Origin of the sequence: Gemmiger formicilis (genome assembly GCF_016901605.1) — a bacterium.
GTDB lineage: Bacteria > Bacillota > Clostridia > Oscillospirales > Ruminococcaceae > Gemmiger > Gemmiger formicilis_B.
The window spans coordinates 1-18,669 of sequence record NZ_JACJKP010000039.1 but is presented as its reverse complement, the minus strand read 5'-3'; the positions used below and the strand labels follow the sequence as shown (position 1 = coordinate 18,669).

Sequence of the window (18,669 nt, the reverse complement as noted above, 5' to 3'; positions counted from 1 at the left end):
GTATTGATGGGGATGGCAAAGCCGATGCCCTCGGCTTCGGAGTAGCTGCTCTTGGCGTTGACGATGCCGATGAGTTCCCCGTTGGCGTTGAACAGACCGCCACCCGAGTTGCCCGGACTGATGGAAGCATCGGTCTGCAGCAAGGTCATGTTGTTGTCTTCCACCGTAACTTCACGGTTGAGGGCGCTGATGATGCCGTCGGTCACGCTGTTGGACAGGGTACCCAGCGGGTTGCCCACCGCCACGACCGTTTCACCTACGGCCAGGGCGTCACTGTCGCCAATGACCGCCGGGGTCAGGCCGGTAGCTTCGATCTTGATCACCGCGATGTCGGAGGTGCTGTCCGAACCCACGATGGTTGCGTCATAGGTATCGCCATTATCCAGCTGCACTTTCACGCTGGTGGCACCGCTGACCACGTGGGCGCAGGTCAGGATATAACCATCCTGGCTGATGATGACGCCGGAACCGGCACCGCTCTGCACGTAGTAGCCGCCAAACCAGGTCTGGGAGCCGCTCATCTGCTCGGTGGTAATGGCCACCACGCTGGGGGATACCACCGCCGCGATCTGCTGCACGCTCATGGTCGTGCCGTCAGTGCTGTTGGTGGCCGTGGCGTCGGAGGTATCACGCTGCACCTGCTGGACCACCACCTGGTTACCGGTCAGGCCGGTACGGGTGGCCACAATGGCGCCGCCCAAGCCGCTGCCGAAGCCCAGGGCCACAACGCCTACACAGGCCAGTACCCGCAGAAGCAGGTTATACTTCTTTTTAGGCTTCTGAGGGGGCTGCTGGGGTGCGCTGGCGTAGCTGTATCCGTTGTAACCGCCGTTGCCGCCATTGCCGCCGCTGAAACTGCTGGTATAACCGTTGTTGTTCCCTGCCCCGGCGTTGTTGTAGCCGCCGGTGTAACCGCTTTGCGGGGTGGTGGCCGACGTGTTAGGGGCATCCTGCGTGGAATAATCGGTGCGCGCCGTGTTGGCGGTGTTCATACCGCTGCTGCCCACGTTGGGGTAGCCGCCATCCTGCGGCTGCTGGGTGTTCTGTGTATCGGGATTTTGTGCGGGGGACTGCTCCTGCGGGGAGCCTTCGCCCGTTGTATGATTGTAAAGCCCGGAGTAATCAAATTCGTTGCTCATACGGGTCCTTCCTTTCCGCTTTCTTTTGAGAGGGGCCTTTTTGCCTTCTCTGGTTAAGAGTATACCCATGAATTGTGAAATAGGTTTCGCTTGTGGGTGAAAAGAATGTGAAAAACCAGCTTTTTTCGCCCCATTTGACGCCCGTTTTCACACATTTTATCATTTTTGGATGCCTTTTGGCAAGGTTTGGCACAATCCCGTTTTTCCGCCGCTTCCCTCTTCGGGAACCGTCCCCGGGGCTGTGCTTGACAAACCCTGCCCGGGCTTGTATCCTGTTGAAAGGAGGGGTGCAACCATGGAGATTCGCCAAGAAGGCTGCCAATACACATTATACAAAGAACAAACCGCCATTGGCGCCGCCCGGTTGGAAGCGGGCCATGTGTGGGTAGAAATTGATCCTGCCTGGCGGCAGCGGGGCTATGGCAGTTATCTGCTGAAAGAACTGCTGCGGCAAAACGGCGGGTTGGACCCCAAACAGAAAAGCCATTTCACTGCGGCACTGCCCGAAGAAGAAGCCGCCCGGGCCCTGGCCACCAAATTTGATTTTGTGCCCGCCGGGGACCGTCTGGTGCGGCGGCGGGTGCCGGACCTTTCCGCCGTGGGCTTCTGCCATGATTTTTTGGCCGCGCGGCTGGCACCGGGCGGTCTGTACATCGATGCCACCTGCGGCAACGGTCATGATACGGAGTTTTTGTGCCGCCTGGCAGGACCCTCCGGCCGGGTACTGGCCCTGGACATTCAGCAGCAGGCGGTGGACGCCACCAACGCACGGCTGGCACAGGCCGGGCTGGATGGCATTGGCCGGGCCGTACGGCAGGACCATGCCCGCCTGGGGGAAGTTGCCGCGCCCAATTCCGCCGATTGCGTGGTATTCAATTTCGGCTGGCTGCCGGGTGCTGCCCACAACGTACATTCCACCGCGGAAGGCAGTATCCCCGCCCTGCAAGCCGCCCTGACCGCCCTGAAACCGGGCGGTATTCTGGCGGCGGTTTTATACAGCGGGCAGGTCATCGGCAGCGGCGAAAAGGAAGCGGCGCTGGCGTTTTTCCGGGCATTGCCGCTGACCCGTTACACGGTGTTGGTCTGCGAATTTGCCAACTGGGCCGACACCGCCCCGCTGCCCTGTTTTATCATCAAAAAGTAGGAGGTTCGCCCCGTTGGAGGAACAACAGTTTGCCGCCCGGTATCTGGAAGGGTTCAACCCCCAGCAGCGGGCGGCGGTGACCGCCGTGGAAGGTCCGGTCCTGCTGCTGGCGGTGCCGGGCAGCGGCAAAACCACCGTGCTGGTGAACCGGCTGGGATATATGGTCCAGTGCTGCGGTATTGCGCCGGAGCAGATCCTGACCATGACCTATACCGTAGCCGCCACCCAGGAGATGCGCAGCCGCTTTGCCGCCCGGTTTGGCGCCGAACTGGCCGAGCGGATGCAGTTCCGCACCATCAATGGCCTTTCGGCCATGATTTTGCAGTATTACAGCCGCCGCTACCAGCGCCAGCAGCCCCAGCTGATCACCCGGGAATCCGACCTGACCCCGCTGCTGATCCAGATCTACCAGCTGGTAAGCGACGATTACCCCACCGAAAGCACCCTGAAGGAACTGCGCACGGCCATCACCTACATTAAGAACATGGCCCTGGATGAAGAAGGCATTGCCGCCCTGGAAACCGACCTGCCCGATCTGCCCGATTTATACAGCCGCTACCAGAGCGAATTGAAGCGCCGGGGCTGGATGGACTACGACGACCAGATGGTATTTGCCCTGCAAATTCTGCGGGCCGTTCCGGCGGTGCTGGCCCGGTTCCAGGAGCAGTACCGCTTTTTCTGCGTGGATGAATCCCAGGATACCTCCAAGATCCAGCACGAGATCATCCGCCTGTTGGCCCAGAAGTCCCGCAACCTGTTCATGGTGGGCGACGAGGACCAGAGTATCTACGGGTTCCGGGCGGCCTATCCCCAGGCATTGATGGAATTTGAGCAGGCGTGGCCCGGGGCCCGTGTGCTGCTGATGGAAGAGAATTACCGTTCGGGGAGCGAAATTGTGGACGCCGCCAACCATTTTGTGGCCCGCAACCGGTACCGCCGCCCCAAGGTGATGCGCCCCACCTGCGGTTCCCAGGGTCCCCTGGAGATTGTACGTATCCGCCACCGGGAAGAACAGATCGAATGGCTGTTTGACCGGGTGCGCCAGGGGGACCCCCTGACCGTGCTGTTCCGCAACAACGAAAGTGCCCTGCCCCTGATCGACCTGTGTGAGCGCAACAGCCTGCCTTATCGGTTCAAGAAAAGTGACCTGACCTTTTTCAGCGACAAAATCGTGCTGGACGTAACGGACTTTTTGCTGTTTGCCCAGAACCCTTCCGACAGCGAGCGGTTCATGCGGCTTTACTACAAGCTGGGGCTGCCGGTAGCCCGTCGGCACGCCCTGTATGCCTGTTCCCAGAGTTTGCGCAGCGGCCGTCCCATTGTGGACGAATTGCAGCGCTGCCCCGAGGTAAGCCGCCGGGTACGGGAAGGGCTGGAAGATGTGCAGGCAGGGCTGGAACAGATCCCACGCCAGACCGCGGCCCAGGCACTGGAAACCCTGCGGGACCGTGTGGGGTATGGTGCTTATCTGGAGCAGAAAAAAATGGACAGCGGCAAACTGTCCATTCTGGGGTTGCTGGCAGCCCGGGAGCACACCCCCGGCCGGTTATTGAAGCGGCTGGAAGAACTGCGCAGCCTGCTGGCAGTCCACCAGGACCCGGAGGACGCGCCCCTGACCCTTTCCACCATTCATTCCAGCAAGGGGCTGGAATATGACAGCGTGGTACTGCTGGATGCATTTGACGGCATCCTGCCTGCCCAGCCCGAAGTATGCTGCCGCACCCCGGAAGAAACCCACCAATACGAGGAGGACCGGCGGCTATACTATGTAGCCATGACCCGGGCGCGCCGCCGGCTGGTATTGTTTGACTGTGCCTCCATGCCGTCTGCCTTTACCCAGGAAGTGCTCTTCAACCTGCCGGAAGCCCGGGCCGAACGGGAACGCCAGGCCGCCGAAGCGCCCCGTTTGCGGGATAAAATTACCCGGCTGTTCGCCCCGGCGGCTACCGCACCGGCCGCCAAACTGCCGCCGGTGGACTTGGGGGTACTCTCCCAGCCGGGGACCGCTGTGGAACACGCGGTTTTTGGCCGCGGCACAGTGACCGAGATCCACGGCAGGTTCCTGACCATTCAGTTTGCCGACGGAAAGGTACGCCGCCTGGACGGCCCCACGGTGGCGGAACATCATCTGCTGAACCCCATCGAAACAACCTGAACGCCAAACGCCCCGCTGCCCAAAAGCAGCGGGGCGTTTTTGGCAATTGCACAGCAGTTTTTCCGAAAGGCGGGTTCCTCCCCGGTTCAGTCGCTGCAGACCGATACCAGCGGAATGCCCAGCAGGCTTTCCCGTACACAGAGGTCGATCTCCTCCCCCGGCCGGGGCAAAGCAGCGGGGTCCTGATACAGCGAAGCGCTCAGTTCTTGCCCCTCCCACAGGAATCGTACGTCGGTAGCGTAGTTCTCCGCTTCCGGCGCCCGGACTTCCAGCACGGTTCCCTGGTCCGGGAAAGCAGGTCGTGTCAGTGCCAGGTTGAGGCTGTAACCCATGGGAAAGGCCAGCAGCACCGCCAGCACCAGCGTGGTCCGCCACTCCCGGTGCAGGGCGCGGGGGCGGCGCTTTTCGCACAGCACCGCCAGCAGCACCCCCAGTACCACACAGAGCGCAGCCAGCCGCCAGGGGTGGCTTACCAGAAACACCATAGATTCCAATACAGCCCACAGCAACGCGCCCAAGACCGGCAGGAACGTCCAGCCCAGACTGACGTGCATCCGCCGCCAGGCCGGGGTGGCAAGGATCTGCCGCAGTGCACGGCGGCGCGGCTTTGCGGGGTACTGATTCCACACAAAGATCTGCGGCCAGGCGAAATACAGCCCGAAAAAGGCCAGCGGCAACCAACAGGCCAGCAGCGAAGCCGGCTGCAGGCCCATTACGGCCATTCCCCGTACCAGTAACCACCACTGGAGCTGGCACATCACCGGCGGCAGCCAGGCAACCAGGTGCAGCCAGGGCATCATCCGGTGGACCGGGGTACGGTCCGCCTCGTCCCAGTCCAGTACGGTAAGTACCCGGGGCCAGGGATCGGCTATCTGCCTGCGCATTTCGGTGCCGGTATTGGCTACCCCCTGGGACTGCAGCCAGTCCAGCAAAGGCTCTGTGTTGATCATACCGCGGTCAAAGTGATACAGCACATTGCCCGCCGCATCGCAGACGTAGCTGCGCCCCAGCAGCGGCCGGATACGCACCATTGCGGCACGCTCCTCCACCAGACGGTGCTGCCCCAGAACATTCCAGCACTCCACACTGCCGTCCGGCGCCACAAACAGCACCTCATTGCGGAAAGCCACCAGCATGTATACCGCCAGCCCCATACAGGCAAACCCCAGAAGTGACTCTGCCAGCCACCCTTCCAGCTGCAGGCTTCCGTTTTCGGTCCGGATCATCCCTTCCGGGAGATACAGCCAGAAGAACAACGTCACCGCCAGCAGCACCACACTGCCCGGCGTTGCTTTGTCCATGTTAAAAACCGCAAGTTCTTCCGGGCGCTGCTCCCGCCGCGGGGGGCAGTCCAGCAGCAGCCAGAGCGCCAGGGGCACAGCCGCCAGCAGTACACAGACCACCCACCCGGTCCCGCGCGCCGGCCACAACCGGTTGCCCCAGAACGCCGCGCCCCCTGCCGAGGCCGCCAGCAACACCACACCGGATACCCGCTGCAGCCGCTGCCGCTTTTTTTGCCGTTGGTTCCACCGGGGCAGGTTTTCAGGGAAAGTTGTCATGATCCGCACCACCTTTTTTTGCGTCTTTTTTCCAGTATAACACAAAACCGGCCTTTGTACCCGGCAATCAGATGTAAAAAAACCGCCCCCGCGGCCTTACGGCTTGCGGGGGGGGCGGCTGCTTATGCTGTTGTTACGTCAGGCGACGTGGTTCAGCTTACAGCTGGGGACCAGCGGCAACCAGAGCCTTGCCGGCCTCGTTGCTCTCGTACTTGACGAAGTTCTTCTGGAAGCGGGAAGCCAGATCCTTGGCCTTCTCATCCCACTGAGCAGCATCGGCGTAGGTGTCGCGAGGATCGAGGATCGCGGGATCGACACCGGGCAGAGCGGTGGGAACTTCGAAGTTGAAGTAAGGAATGGTCTTGGTGGGGGCTTCGTTGATAGCGCCGCTCAGGATTGCGTCGATGATGCCGCGGGTATCCTTGATGGAGATGCGCTTGCCGGTGCCGTTCCAGCCGGTGTTGACCAGGTAAGCCTTGGCGCCGGACTTCTGCATCTTCTTGACCAGTTCCTCAGCGTACTTGGTGGGATGCAGTTCCAGGAAGGCCTGGCCGAAGCAGGCAGAGAAGGTCGGGGTGGGCTCGGTGATGCCGCGCTCGGTGCCGGCCAGCTTGGCGGTGAAGCCGGACAGGAAGTAGTACTCGGTCTGCTCCGGAGTCAGGATGGAAACCGGGGGCAGAACGCCGAAAGCATCAGCAGACAGGAAGATGACGTTCTTCGCAGCGGGAGCGGCGGAGACAGGACGGACGATCTTCTCGATGTGATCGATGGGGTAGGAAACGCGGGTGTTCTCGGTCACGCTCTTGTCGTCGAAGTCGATCTTGCCGTTCTCGTCCAGAGTGACGTTCTCCAGCAGGGCGTTGCGCTTGATGGCGTTGTAGATATCGGGCTCAGAGTCCTTGTCCAGGTTGATGACCTTGGCATAGCAGCCGCCTTCGAAGTTGAAGACGCCGTTGTCGTCCCAGCCGTGCTCGTCGTCACCGATGAGCAGACGCTTCGGGTCGGTGGACAGGGTGGTCTTGCCGGTGCCGGACAGGCCGAAGAAGATGGCGGTGTTCTCGCCGTTCATATCGGTGTTGGCGGAGCAGTGCATGGAAGCAATGCCCTTCAGCGGCAGGTAGTAGTTCATCATGGAGAACATGCCCTTCTTCATCTCGCCGCCGTACCAGGTGTTCAGGATGACCTGCTCACGGGAGGTGATGTTGAAGACAACGGCAGTCTCAGAGTTCAGGCCCAGTTCCTTGTAGTTCTCCACCTTGGCCTTGGAAGCGTTGTAAACCACGAAGTCGGGCTCGAAGTTTTCCAGTTCCTCAGCGGTGGGCTGGATGAACATGTTCTTGACGAAGTGTGCCTGCCAGGCCACTTCCATGATGAAGCGGATGCCCATGCGGGTATCCTTGTTGGCGCCGCAGAAAGCGTCTACCACGAACAGACGCTTGTTGGACAGCTCGTTGATGGCCAGCTTCTTGCAGGCATCCCAGGCTTCCTTGGAAGCGGGCTTGTTGTCGTTCTTGTACTCGTCAGAAGTCCACCACACGGTGTCCTTGGAGTTCTCGTCCATGACGATGAACTTGTCCTTGGGGGAACGGCCGGTGTAGATGCCGGTCATGACGTTGACGGCGCCCAGCTCGCTGACCTGGCCCTTCTCGTAGCCTTCCAGACCGGGCTTGGTTTCTTCGGCGAAGAGTTCGTCATAAGAGGGGTTGTACACGATTTCGGTCGTGCCGCTGATGCCATACTTGGTAAGATCCAGCTTTGCCATGTTACTATACCTCTTTCTCTATGCATTTGGCCGGGACGGTCCGGCGGCCGGCAGGGCCGCCGACCGATGCGTTGGAGGACTTCCGGCCCTCGTCCCCCACGTTACCTTTATTATACATGATTCACTGCCAAAAGCAATAATAAAAACTTTAAAAAAATTGTTACTTTTTTGGATTTTTTTCCCTTTTCGGCAGGGTTTGCGGCGTTTTTCCGCCTTTTTTGCCCTTCTGCCCGCAAATCTCCCCTGCCGCCGAACGGCGCCTATGGCTACTCTTTCCGGCAAAGCCGCGGCCTTTCCAAACCGCTTTTCCCCTGCCCTTTGCACCTCTTCTGCCTGTTCCTGCGCAAAACAAAACCACCGCTCCCCTTTCGGGTGCGGCGGTCTGTGGTTATTTTTGTCCGTAATAGGCATGGGGGCCGTGCTTACGCATATAGTGTTTGTCCTGCAAATACCGGGGGGCCGGGGCGGCGGCCGGGTCTACCTGACGGGTCAGCAGGGCCATTCTGGCCACTTCTTCCAGCACCGCGGCATGGTAGACGGCCTGGGCCGCGTCCTTACCCCAGGTAAAGGGGCCGTGGCTGCGGCAGATGACCCCCGGCACGGCCACCGGGTCGATGCCACGGCCGGTAAAGGTCTCGATGATGACTTTTCCGGTGTTCTTCTCGTAGTCCTCGTCCAGTTCCTCTTTGGTCAGGTGACGGGTACAGGGTACCGCCCCGTAGAAGTAGTCGGCGTGGGTGGTGCCGTAGCAGGGAATGTCCTGCCCGGCCTGGGCCCAGGCTACGGCGTAGGGGCTGTGAGTGTGCACAATGCCGCCCAACGTGGGGAATGCCTTGTACAGTTCCAGGTGGGTTTTGGTATCGCTGGAAGGGTTCAGTTTTCCTTCCACCCGGTTGCCGTCCAGATCCAGCACCACCAGATTTTCCGGCGTCAGTTCGTCGTATTCTACACCGGAGGGCTTGATGACCACCAGACCTTTCTCCCGGTCGATGCCCGACACATTGCCCCAGGTATAGGTCACGAGGTTCCGGCGGGGCAGTTCCATATTGGCTTCATAGACCTGTTTGCGCAGGGTTTCCAACATAGCGGGCAAATCTCCTTCCGGGTGTTTTTTCAGAGCGTCACTTCCCCGACGAGCATGCTGCCCGCCGTATCGATGGCATACACGGTATATTTCTGCGGCTTTTCTCCTGCTTCCAGCCGCAGGCCGCCCAGTTCCGGTTCCACAAAATGGAAGGTGCGGTGGGCGGTAGTGGCATGGGGCCGTTCATCGGGGACGCTCCAGGCCAGCACACCGCCGTTTTCGCAGAAATCATCCCCCAGCAGGTGCGCTTCGCCGTTGATATAAAAGCGGAAAATGCCCGGGGCCGTAGCGCCCGCCGGGCGCACCCACACGCTGCCGCGGGCAGGCCCTTTATGTTTGTCGTCCACCTTGCTGGGGCGCATCAGCAGCGCCACATTATCCCACGCCACCAGGAAATCATCCAGCGGCATCTGGGTTTCGGCGTCAAAGTCCTGTTCCCCGGCCCAGGGGTCACACAGCAGCACCTGGGGCGTACCGCCCGTGGTGCTGAATCCCCGCACCGACACATACCGCCGTTCCGGCCAGCCTGCGGCCACCTGTGCCGGGGTGGAATCCAGCGCCACCACGGTGCCGTACCCCTGCCGGGCTTCCTCCCGCAGGGTGCCAAGGCCGCACCAGGCCACCCAGGTGGGGAATCCCCAGCAACCGGCAGCCGCCGCCGCAAAGCCCAGGTTGCGTACATCCTGGCCGTCCGGGGTACGCCAGTCCCGCAGGGCCTGGGCAAATTCTTCGGGCAGCAGGTCCGCGCCCCAGCGGTTGGTCAGGCTGACCAGGCTGATAGCCAGATCCATCCAGGACCGCAGCGCCGGAGCGCGCCGGGGCACCACATAGGGCATCAGGTGCAGGCCGCGGTTCACAGGCCGTCCCCGGGCCGGAATGACCCCGGTAGCCCGTACACTGGCCCCCAGCAGCCGCACAGCGGGGGTGATCTTTTCAAATTTGGTATACAGATAGATGCGCAGCTGTGCCTGGGTGGCACGTTTGCTTTCCAACCGCACCATATCGGCCCCCACGCGCAGCGGACCGCGCTCCTGCATGGGCACGCCTTCCCGGCGCAGGTAGGGGCTCCATTTGCCAAAACTGATCCAGGCCGTCCAGTTGCCGTCCACCAGCACACGGGCCTGGGCTTCCACTGCGGTGCCGGAGGGCGAAACCGCATTCCAGCTGACCCAAAGCGCATCAAACAGCGGCATGGGAATAGGCGCGCTGGTATAACAGCCGTAGGGCACGTAACTGCCCTGTACAAGGTCCAGCACGATGCAGCCGTCCGCCACCGTGACGTTATCCAGTTCACCGCGCATAAACGCCTCGGTGTCACGCAGCAGCAGGGTGTTTTTTTCCATACAGGCACCGTCCTCTCCACGGTTCGGTGGAATTCCAATCTTTCTTTAATGATACCGATTTTATACAAGGTTTTCAAGGCTGTGTTAAAATAAGTTTACAAATTGCCCCGGGATTTGTGGTACAATAGAAAAATCGCAAAATAAAGGAGTTGTCTTTCCTATGGCATGGGTCACCAAATCCACCGATGAACAGTATACCCCCGAACCGCCCCCGCGCGAATACACCAAAAAAGAGAAAGCCGCCAACTGGTGGCACTACCACAAAATGATCGTAGCCTTGGTGGCGATCATTATTGTATTGATTGCCTGGATCGCCCACGATATGCTTTCCCAGGTAGACCCCGACTTGCAGGTAGCCTACGTGGGCCCCGCTTCGATGCCCACCGATACCGTGGAAGCCCTGCAGGAGGCCCTGACCCCCTACTGCACCGACCGCAACGGCGACGGGGAAGTGATCGTGCAGGTCAAGCAGTTCAACGTCAACTATGATTCCGAAAACGACAACACCGACCCCTATATGCAGATGGCCGGGCTTACCCAGCTGAGCGCCGAACTGGCCGACGGCAGCGACCTGTACATTTATCTGCTGGCCGACCCCGCCGGGTTCCAGGAACAGACCATGGCCCTGCGGTATCTGGACGGCACGCTGCCCCCGGACGGGGAAGCCGGTGACTGGCAAAAAATGGTCTACCGCTGGACCGACTGCCCGGTGCTGACCGGCCTGGACCTGGGCACCTGCAGCACCTATGTGGATGATGCAGGCAACGAACTGCCCAATCAGGAGCTGATGACCCCTGTGTATGTGGCCTTCCGGGGCAACTGGAACGAGGAGATTCCCGAAGCCTATACCGCCGACGAAGCGATATGGAACACCCTGACTGCCGGCGCGGTATCCACCGTGGCGGAGGAATAAGCCATGCGCGCTTCGCCCCGGCTGCGGGCCTATCTGCGGCGGCTGCGCAAGCCGCCCCAGTCCCCGCCCCCACAGACGCCGCTGCCCGACAATCCCTATCACCGCTGCTTTACGGCCAACCGCAGTTTTGAGGAACTGGTGCGCCGCCCCCAACCCGGCACCACGCCCCAGTCCCCCCGCAAGTAAAGAGATTTGCCTTTTCGGCCCGCCCTGTTTCGGCAGTTTCGGCGGGTCGTTTTTCGTACAATAGTCCCGTATCACTTTTACTTAGGAAGGGACCAAATCTATGCTGCAAACTCTGGAACGAACCGCCACCACCTGGAACATTCAACCGCTGCTGCCCGTACACCGGGAAGCACTGCGCCTTTTGTGCGACGGCGGCAGCCTGCCCCTGCTGCCCCTGGACGCCCTGCGCCCCGCCCTGGAAGCCGGGCGCATTCTGGGAGATTTTGCGGGCACTGCCGCCCTGCAGGCCGCAGCGGCTCTGCTGCCGCTGTATGATGAATCGGTACTGCCCGCCAGCCTGCGCGCCGCGGGCTACGGTGCCGACGGGCAGGGGGCTGTACTGACCCCGCCCCTGCTGCGGGAACATTATACCCAGCTGCGCCAGTTTTTGCGCACAGCGCTGCGGATGGCCACCACCCGCTATGCCAGCTACCATGTGTGGGCCGTGCAGCCGCTGGACCCGGACCATCTGCCCCGCTGCGAGGATCTGTGCGCCCAGTATCTTTCGGCCGGGCTGACCCTGCGCGGGGTGCGGCCCATGGCCGGTGCCAACATGCTGATTTTTTCTGCCCGGGGACTGCCCCACTGGCGCGAACCCTACCGCCGCCTGCACCTGAATGACCCGGCACTGCCCCGCGTACTGGAACGGGGCTATGCGGTGGGAGATTTCGGCTGGGGCAGCGGCGGCATGGAGCTGATCTTGCGTTCCTGCGAATAAAACAAAAACTCCTGCGGTCAAACCGCAGGAGTCTTTTTTATTCCGCGCCGCAGATACGGTCGATTTCTTCCCATTCGTCGGGGGTAAAGGTGGTATTTTCCACCGCTTTGATGTTATCCAGAATCTGTTCCGGGCGGGAGGCGCCGATCAGCACACTGGTCACCGCCGGCTGTGCCAGCAGCCAGGCAAGCGCCATTTCCGCCAGGGTCTGGCCGCGCCGGGCCGCCATCTCGTTCAGTGCGGAGATTTTCTGCACCAGTTCGGGGGTAATGTCCTTTTCTTTCAGGTAGCGCCCGTCGGTACGGATGCGGCTGTCTGCCGGGATACCATGGAGGTACCGGTCAGTGAGGCGTCCCTGGGCCAGCGGGCTGAAGGTGATCAGTCCCCGGCCTGCCTGTACGGCCGCTTCTTTCAGGCCGTTTTCCTCCACGTTCCGGTCCAGCATGGAATACCGGTTCTGGCACAGCACAAAGGGGCAGTGCAGTTCATCCAGAATGGCCGCGGCCTTTTCCAGCGTGGGACCGTCATAGTTGGAAAGACCCACATACAGTGCCTTGCCGCTGCGCACCGCCTGGGCCAGTGCTTCCATGGTTTCTTCCAGCGGGGTGGCGGGGTCCATGCGGTGGTGGTAGAAGATATCCACGTAATCCAGGCCCATGCGTTTCAGGCTCTGGTCCAGCCCGGCCAGCAGATGTTTGCGGCTGCCCCAGTCCCCGTAGGGGCCGTCCCACATCAGATACCCGGCCTTGGTGGAGATGATCAGTTCGTCCCGGTAGGGGCGGAAATCCTCCCGCAAAATGCGGCCGAAGTTCCGCTCGGCGGCGCCGGGTTCGGGGCCGTAGTTGTCGGCCAGGTCAAAGTGGGTGATGCCGTGGTCGAAGGCCGTACGGCACATGGCACGCATGGTTTCGTAGGGGGTGGTGTCACCGAAATTGTGCCAAAGTCCCAGCGAGACCGCGGGCAGGCGCAGGCCGCTGCGGCCGCAGCGACGGTAGGGCATGGTATCGTAACGTTGGGAAGCTGCCTGGTACATAGTGGGTACCTCCTGTCTTGTTTTCCTCATTGTACCCTCTGCCGTGCGGCCGGTCAAGCGGGGGTGTTGTTCTTTTCTTGCAAGAAAAGAACCAAAAGAACTCTCATAAAAAATCTCCTGCGGGGGCGATGCCCCCACAGGAGATTTTTGTTGGGAATTTCTTCGGTTCCTTCTTTGCAAAGAAGGAACAGCCCCCGTCATTTGCCGGCCAGCAGAATGGCCAGGACGGCTTTTTCCACATGCAGGCGGTTTTCCGCTTCCTCAAAGATTTCATCGGCGTGCTGCTCAAACACATCGGTGGCGATTTCCTCGCCCCGGTGCGCCGGCAGCGGATGCTGCACCATACAATCGGGTTTGGCCAGTGCCATGCGGGCAGTGTCCAGGGTATAGCCGGTAAAATCCCGTTGGCGGCGCTCGGTTTCCCGCTCCATGCCCATGCTCACCCACACATCGGTAAACAGTACATCGGCATCCCGGGCCGCTTCGTCCGGGTCGGTGACCAGCTTGAAGGCATCGCCGTACCCCTTTGCCTGCATCAGCACATCGGCCGCCGGGCGATATCCCTTGGGGCAGGCCACCGTGACCTGCATGCCCACAGCCAGACACCCCACGATCAGGCTGTTGGCCATGTTGTAGCCGTCCCCGATAAAGCCAACCCGCAGCCCTTCCAGCCTGCCCTTGTACTCCCGTACCGTCATCAGGTCGGTGAGTACCTGCAGGGGATGGGCATAATCGGTCATACCGGACACCACCGGCACCCCGCTGTACTGGGCCAGGGCATCCAGATCGGTCTGCTTGTAGGTACGGCAGACGATGGCGTCATAGTACCGGCCCAAGACCCGGGCGGTATCCTGAATAGGTTCGCCCCGGGCAGTCTGCAGATCGTTGGCGCTTAAGTAAGTGCCCAGGCCGCCCATCTGGTAGATGCCCACCTCCAGGCTGGTACGGGTCCGGGTGGAATGCTTGGCAAACATCAGGGCAATGGCCTTGCCTTGTAAATCCTTGGGGTCGGTGCCTTGTCTGTGCAGGCGCTTGTATTCATCGGCCACATCCAGGACGTGCAGAATCTCCTCCCGGGTAAGGCCGCCCAGTTTCAACAGATGTTTCATCACAGTTTCTCCAACACGGTGCGCAGAATGGCGAGGGCCTTGTCCACGTCCTCCTGCGTCAGGATCAGCGGCGGCAGCAGCCGGATGCGGGTCTTGGCCGTGAGTACCAGCAGCCCCGCCTGCTCACAAGCGGTACGCACCGCGGCGGCGGCAATCCCCTCTTCCAGCGCAATGCCCACCATCAGGCCCAGACCGCTGACTTCCGTTACATGGGGCAGGGTCTTGAGGCCTGCCCGCAGGGTTTCGGCCAGGGCACGGTCCTTTGCCAGCAGGTCGTCGGTGAGTTCCTTCATCACCGCCAATGCCCCCGCACAGGCCACCGGGTTACCCCCAAAGGTGGAACCGTGGCTGCCGGGGCCCATGTGGTCGGCCACCTTGCGGTTCATGACCACCGCGCCGATGGGCAGACCGCCGCCCAGGCCCTTGGCCAGGGTGACGATATCCGGATGCAGGTCAAACTGCTCGCAGGCCAGGAAGGTACCGGTACGGCCCACGCCGGTCTGGACTTCGTCCACCACCAGCAGAATGTCCCGTTCCTTGCAGAACGCGGCCACTTTGGCCACATAGTCTTTGTCCAGGGCTACCACACCGCCCTCGCCCTGGACCAGTTCCAGCATCAGGGCGCAGGTTTCGCTGTCGGCAGCAGCTTCCAGGGCGGCAAAGTCCCCGGCAGGTATGTAACCGAACCGCTCCGGGAAAGGCCCGAAATCGTGGTGGAACACATCCTGGCCGGTGGCAGTCAGGGTAGCCAGGGTACGGCCGTGGAAGGAGTTGACCAGCGTCAGCACCTTGTTGCGCTCCGGGCCATAGGTATCCACGCTGTATTTGCGGGCGGCTTTGATGGCCCCCTCGTTGGCCTCGGCGCCGGAGTTGCCGAAGAACACCGCATCCAGACCGGTGCGGCGGCAGATCTCTTCCGCCAGGGCGCCGCAGGGTTCGGTGTAATACAGGTTGGAGGTATGCTGCAGCGTGCCTGCCTGGGCGCTTACCGCTGCCACCCAGGCCGGGTGGCAGAACCCCAGGGCGTTGACCCCGATGCCCGAGGTAAAGTCCAGATACTGTTTGCCCTCGGCATCCACGGCGACCATACCGGCGCCGCTGACCAGCGCCACCGGGCTGCGGCCGTAGGTGTGCAGCACATGGGCGTCATCCCGCTGCATAATGGACCGGGTATCCATGGCAAAGCCTCCTTTCAGCGATTGCCGCGGCGGTAGAACATGGTGCCCGCGCCGCGGTCAGAGAACATTTCCAGCAAAATGGAATGGGGCACCCGGCCGTCGATGATGACGGCTTCGTGTACGCCCTTGTAGATGGCTTCGGCCATGCCTTCGATCTTGGGCAGCATGCCCCCGGCAATGACCCCCGCCTGTTTGTAACCCTCGATCTCGGAAACTTCCACCTCCGGGATCAGGGTGGACTCGTCGTCCTTGTCGTAGAGCAGGCCCACAATATCGGTCATGCTCACCAGCTTTTCGGCGTGGAGGGCAATGGCGATTTCCGCGGCAGCGGTATCGGCGTTGATGTTGTAGGGTACGCCGTTGCCGTCCATGCCCACGGTGGCGATCACCGGGATAAAGCTGTCCGCCAGCAGGTGGTCGATCAAAGTGGTGTCCACCCGCTCGATCTCGCCCACATAGCCCAGGTCCACATCCGCCTTGCGGGAGCAGGTGATCATATGGCCGTCCATGCCGCAAAGGCCGACGCCGCGGCCCTTGAGCAGGGCCACCAGGTCCTTGTTCACCTGGCCCGCCAGCACCTGCTGGACAATGCCCATGGTTTCTTCGTCGGTGTAACGCAGGCCGCCCACAAACTTGGATTCCTTGCCCACTTTTTTGAGCATCTGGTTGATGGCGGGGCCGCCCCCGTGGACCAGCACCACCCGCACGCCCAGCAGCGTCAGGGTGACCAGGTCGTTCATGACGGCCAGTTTCAGCTTGTCATTGACCATGGCGTTGCCGCCGTACTTGATGACCAGCGTTTTGCCGTGGTATTTCTGGATATAAGGCGTTGCTTCGCTGAAAAGCAGCGCCATCTGTTCGTTTTTCATGAACCTGTCCCCTTTGCTTTTCAGGTGCGGTAGTCGCCGTTGATCTTCACGTAGTCGTAAGTCAGGTCACAGCCCCAGGCCTTGGCGGTCACATCGCCGCAGCCCAGGTCCACCAGAATCTCGATCTCGTCCTCTTTCAGGACCTTGGCAGCTTCCTCCTCGCTGTAGGGGTGGTAAGCGGCGTTCTCGCAGACGAAGACCTCCCCTGCCCGGCTCTTGAGCCGCACGGCGGTCTTGGAGATATCAAAGTCCCCGGGGGTGTAGCCAATGGCGCAGAGTACCCGGCCCCAGTTGGCATCGGCGCCGAACATGGCAGCCTTGAAGAGGGTGGAGTGGATGACGCTCTTGGAAACGGCGCGGGCGGTGGCCAGGTCCGGCGCACCGGTGACGGTACATTCCAGCAGCTTGGTGGCGCCTTCGCCGTCGGCGGCCAGTTCCCGGCAGAGGTGCTCCGCCACGGCGGTGAGAGCCGCCACAAAGGTATCGTAGTCAGCGGTATCGGGCAGCACTTCGGCCCCGGCCAGGCCGGAAGCCAGCAGCAGCACCGTATCGTTGGTGGAGGTATCGCCGTCCACCGAGATCTGGTTGAAGGTAGCCGGCACCACGGTGGACAGCGCCTTCTGCAGCAGGGCAGGCTCCACCTTGGCGTCGGTGGTCATGAACAGCAGCATGGTGGCCATATTGGGGTGGATCATGCCGGAGCCTTTTGCCATGGCACCGATGTGGCAGGTCTTACCGCCGATGGTGAAGGCCACCGCGTACTCCTTGGGGTGGGTATCGGTGGTCATGATGGCGGTGGCGGCGTCGTGGCTGCCTGCTTCGGTGGCAGCCAGCTTGGCGGCGGCTTCGGGGATGCCCTTTTCAAAAGGAGCCAGCTCCATGGCCTGACCGATGACACCGGTGGAGGAAGGCAGTACGTCTTTGGCGTCGATGCCCAGGGCCTTAGCCACCAGGTCACAGGTATCCTTGGCCAGCTGGATGCCATTGGGGGCGCAGGTGTTGGCGTTGCCGCTGTTCACAAGAATGGCCTGGGCGTAGCCGTCCTGCAGATGTTCCCGGTCCACCGTGATGGGGGCGCCGTAAACCTTATTGGTGGTGTAGCAGCCGGCGCCCGCACAGCGCACGTCCGCTTTGATCAGCGCAAGATCCAGCTTGGAATGGTTGCGCCGGATGCCGCAGTGCACACCCGCGGCCGAAAAACCTTTGGCGGCACAGACACCGCCCGCAACAGGCTGAAACATTTCCATGGCTCTTTTCCTCTCTCTCACTTTCCACGATCTATTCGTTTACAGGGCCAGACCCGCACATTCGTCCAGTCCCAGCATCAGGTTCATGCACTGCACCGCCGCGCCCGAGGAACCTTTGCCCAGATTGTCAAACAGGCTGATCAGCTGCATCTGGGTGCCTTCGGGGTTGGTCAGGCAGAAAATTTCCAGCCGGTCGGACCCGGCCAGTTTGTTGGACGCCAGGAATCCGCCGTCGGTCCCCTCGCACAAGGGGTGTACCGAGATCATTTTGGCTCCGGCATAGTAGGTGGCCAATGTATCGGCCACCTGGGCGGCGGTCAGGCCCAGGGCTTCCAGATCCAGGGGGATCATGGTTTCCATACCGGCGTAGTAATCCGCCACAATGGGCACGAAGTTGGGCGCACATTCCAACCCCGTGATGGTTTTCATTTCCGGCAGGTGCTTGTGGTGCAGCGCCAGCCCGTAGGGGCGCGGGGCGTTCAGGGCCACGTTCTCCCGGGGGGCCTCATATTCGGCGATCATCTTTTTGCCGCCGCCGGAATAGCCGGTCAGGCTGTAGCAGTTCAGATGCAGATTTTTGGGCAGCAGGCCCTTTTCCACCAGCGGGGCCACCGGGGCGATAAACCCGGTGGCGTGGCAGCCCGGCACCGCCACGCGGGTGGCGGCGGGCAGCCTGGCCCGGGTATCGCCCAGTTCCGGCAGGCCGTAGAGCCAGTCGGGGTTGGTACGGTGGGCGGTGGAGGTGTCCAGCACACGGACATCGGGCCGCAGCAGCGGCACCACCTCCCGGGCGGCATCGTCCGGCAGGCAGAGGAAGGAGAGGTCACTCTCGTTGATGACGGCAGCCCGGGCATGCACGTCCTTGCGGTCAGCCTCCGAGATGGTCAGGATTTCAAATTCCGGGCGGGCGGCCAGCCGGTCGGCAATGCGCAGGCCGGTGGTACCGGCGGAACCATCCACAAAAATCTTATACTTTGCCACAAAAACACCTGTTTCTTTGTTAGGCTTGGAGTTTTTCTTTTACCAGTTCGATCTGCTTGAGCACGCTGGCCTTGGTGGGGCCGCCGTAGCTGGTGCGGCCCTCGCAGCAGGTGGTCAGGTCGATGGCATGGTACACATCTTCCTCAAACAGATCACTGTACTGCTTGAACTCGTCCAGGGTCAGTTCTTCCAGCGTTTTGTCGGCGGCAA

Annotated in this window: 16 protein-coding genes and 1 pseudogene; 5 read left to right on the top strand and 12 right to left on the bottom strand. The window is 61.5% G+C overall.

Going from position 1 to position 18,669, the window contains the following annotated elements; all coding sequences use genetic code 11:
• The coding region (locus tag H6B10_RS04815) for a S1C family serine protease (protein WP_243427260.1) at positions 1 to 1,139 on the bottom strand (1,139 nt) is incomplete at its 3' end.
• A 295-nt stretch (positions 1,140 to 1,434) separates the two neighbouring features.
• On the opposite strand from H6B10_RS04815, the gene H6B10_RS04810 reads away from it, so the two are divergent.
• Positions 1,435 to 2,283 (top strand): class I SAM-dependent methyltransferase, encoded by an 849-nt coding sequence (locus tag H6B10_RS04810; protein ID WP_204650303.1) that lies wholly within the window; start codon positions 1,435 to 1,437, stop codon positions 2,281 to 2,283.
• Positions 2,284 to 2,296: 13 nt separating this feature from the next.
• Complete coding sequence (locus H6B10_RS04805) at positions 2,297 to 4,438, top strand: ATP-dependent helicase (protein WP_204650300.1); 2,142 nt, start codon at positions 2,297 to 2,299, stop codon at positions 4,436 to 4,438.
• Positions 4,439 to 4,524: 86 nt separating this feature from the next.
• Here H6B10_RS04805 and H6B10_RS04800 read toward each other — a convergent pair whose 3' ends face one another.
• The 4 genes from H6B10_RS04800 to H6B10_RS04785 form a co-directional block, all read right to left on the bottom strand.
• Complete coding sequence (locus H6B10_RS04800; protein WP_204650297.1) at positions 4,525 to 5,997, bottom strand: hypothetical protein; 1,473 nt, start codon at positions 5,995 to 5,997, stop codon at positions 4,525 to 4,527.
• Positions 5,998 to 6,154: 157 nt separating this feature from the next.
• Entirely contained in the window at positions 6,155 to 7,759 is a 1,605-nt protein-coding gene (pckA, locus tag H6B10_RS04795) for a phosphoenolpyruvate carboxykinase (ATP) (RefSeq protein WP_204650294.1), read from the bottom strand.
• A 388-nt stretch (positions 7,760 to 8,147) separates the two neighbouring features.
• Positions 8,148 to 8,843 (bottom strand): L-ribulose-5-phosphate 4-epimerase, encoded by a 696-nt coding sequence (locus H6B10_RS04790; protein ID WP_204650291.1) that lies wholly within the window; start codon positions 8,841 to 8,843, stop codon positions 8,148 to 8,150.
• A gap of 29 nt (positions 8,844 to 8,872) precedes the next feature.
• Positions 8,873 to 10,186, bottom strand: coding sequence for a hypothetical protein (locus H6B10_RS04785; RefSeq protein WP_204650288.1), 1,314 nt, complete (start codon positions 10,184 to 10,186; stop codon positions 8,873 to 8,875).
• A gap of 160 nt (positions 10,187 to 10,346) precedes the next feature.
• Here H6B10_RS04785 and H6B10_RS04780 point away from each other — a divergent pair, with 160 nt between their 5' ends.
• The 3 genes from H6B10_RS04780 to H6B10_RS04770 all read left to right on the top strand — a co-directional run bounded on the left by H6B10_RS04780 (position 10,347) and on the right by H6B10_RS04770 (position 12,042).
• On the top strand, positions 10,347 to 11,099 hold the full coding sequence (locus H6B10_RS04780; RefSeq protein WP_204650285.1) for a hypothetical protein: 753 nt from the start codon (positions 10,347 to 10,349) through the stop codon (positions 11,097 to 11,099).
• 3 nt (positions 11,100 to 11,102) lie between these two features.
• Positions 11,103 to 11,285, top strand: coding sequence for a hypothetical protein (locus H6B10_RS04775; protein ID WP_204650282.1), 183 nt, complete (start codon positions 11,103 to 11,105; stop codon positions 11,283 to 11,285).
• Between the two features lie 100 nt (positions 11,286 to 11,385).
• A complete protein-coding gene (locus H6B10_RS04770) occupies positions 11,386 to 12,042 on the top strand; it encodes a hypothetical protein (RefSeq protein WP_204650279.1) in 657 nt (218 codons plus the stop codon).
• A gap of 37 nt (positions 12,043 to 12,079) precedes the next feature.
• On the opposite strand, the gene H6B10_RS04765 is transcribed toward H6B10_RS04770, so the two are convergent.
• The 7 genes and pseudogenes from H6B10_RS04765 to H6B10_RS04735 form a co-directional block, all read right to left on the bottom strand.
• On the bottom strand, positions 12,080 to 13,075 hold the full coding sequence (locus tag H6B10_RS04765; RefSeq protein WP_204650277.1) for an aldo/keto reductase: 996 nt from the start codon (positions 13,073 to 13,075) through the stop codon (positions 12,080 to 12,082).
• Positions 13,076 to 13,272: 197 nt separating this feature from the next.
• The gene (gene argF, locus H6B10_RS04760) at positions 13,273 to 14,184 is read right to left on the bottom strand and encodes an ornithine carbamoyltransferase (RefSeq protein WP_204650274.1); all 912 of its coding nucleotides are present in this window, start codon (positions 14,182 to 14,184) and stop codon (positions 13,273 to 13,275) included.
• Positions 14,184 to 15,362, bottom strand: a complete 1,179-nt coding sequence (locus tag H6B10_RS04755; protein WP_204650272.1) for an aspartate aminotransferase family protein — start codon at positions 15,360 to 15,362, stop codon at positions 14,184 to 14,186. The genes argF and H6B10_RS04755 overlap by 1 nt, the downstream gene beginning before the upstream one ends.
• A gap of 14 nt (positions 15,363 to 15,376) precedes the next feature.
• Positions 15,377 to 16,231, bottom strand: a complete 855-nt coding sequence (argB, locus tag H6B10_RS04750) for an acetylglutamate kinase (protein ID WP_204650269.1) — start codon at positions 16,229 to 16,231, stop codon at positions 15,377 to 15,379.
• 20 nt (positions 16,232 to 16,251) lie between these two features.
• The gene (argJ, locus tag H6B10_RS04745; protein ID WP_204650306.1) at positions 16,252 to 17,472 is read right to left on the bottom strand and encodes a bifunctional glutamate N-acetyltransferase/amino-acid acetyltransferase ArgJ; all 1,221 of its coding nucleotides are present in this window, start codon (positions 17,470 to 17,472) and stop codon (positions 16,252 to 16,254) included.
• Between the two features lie 45 nt (positions 17,473 to 17,517).
• Complete coding sequence (gene argC, locus H6B10_RS04740; RefSeq protein WP_204650266.1) at positions 17,518 to 18,459, bottom strand: N-acetyl-gamma-glutamyl-phosphate reductase; 942 nt, start codon at positions 18,457 to 18,459, stop codon at positions 17,518 to 17,520.
• 19 nt (positions 18,460 to 18,478) lie between these two features.
• A pseudogene (locus tag H6B10_RS04735) lies at positions 18,479 to 18,669 on the bottom strand (argininosuccinate lyase); the annotation flags it as partial.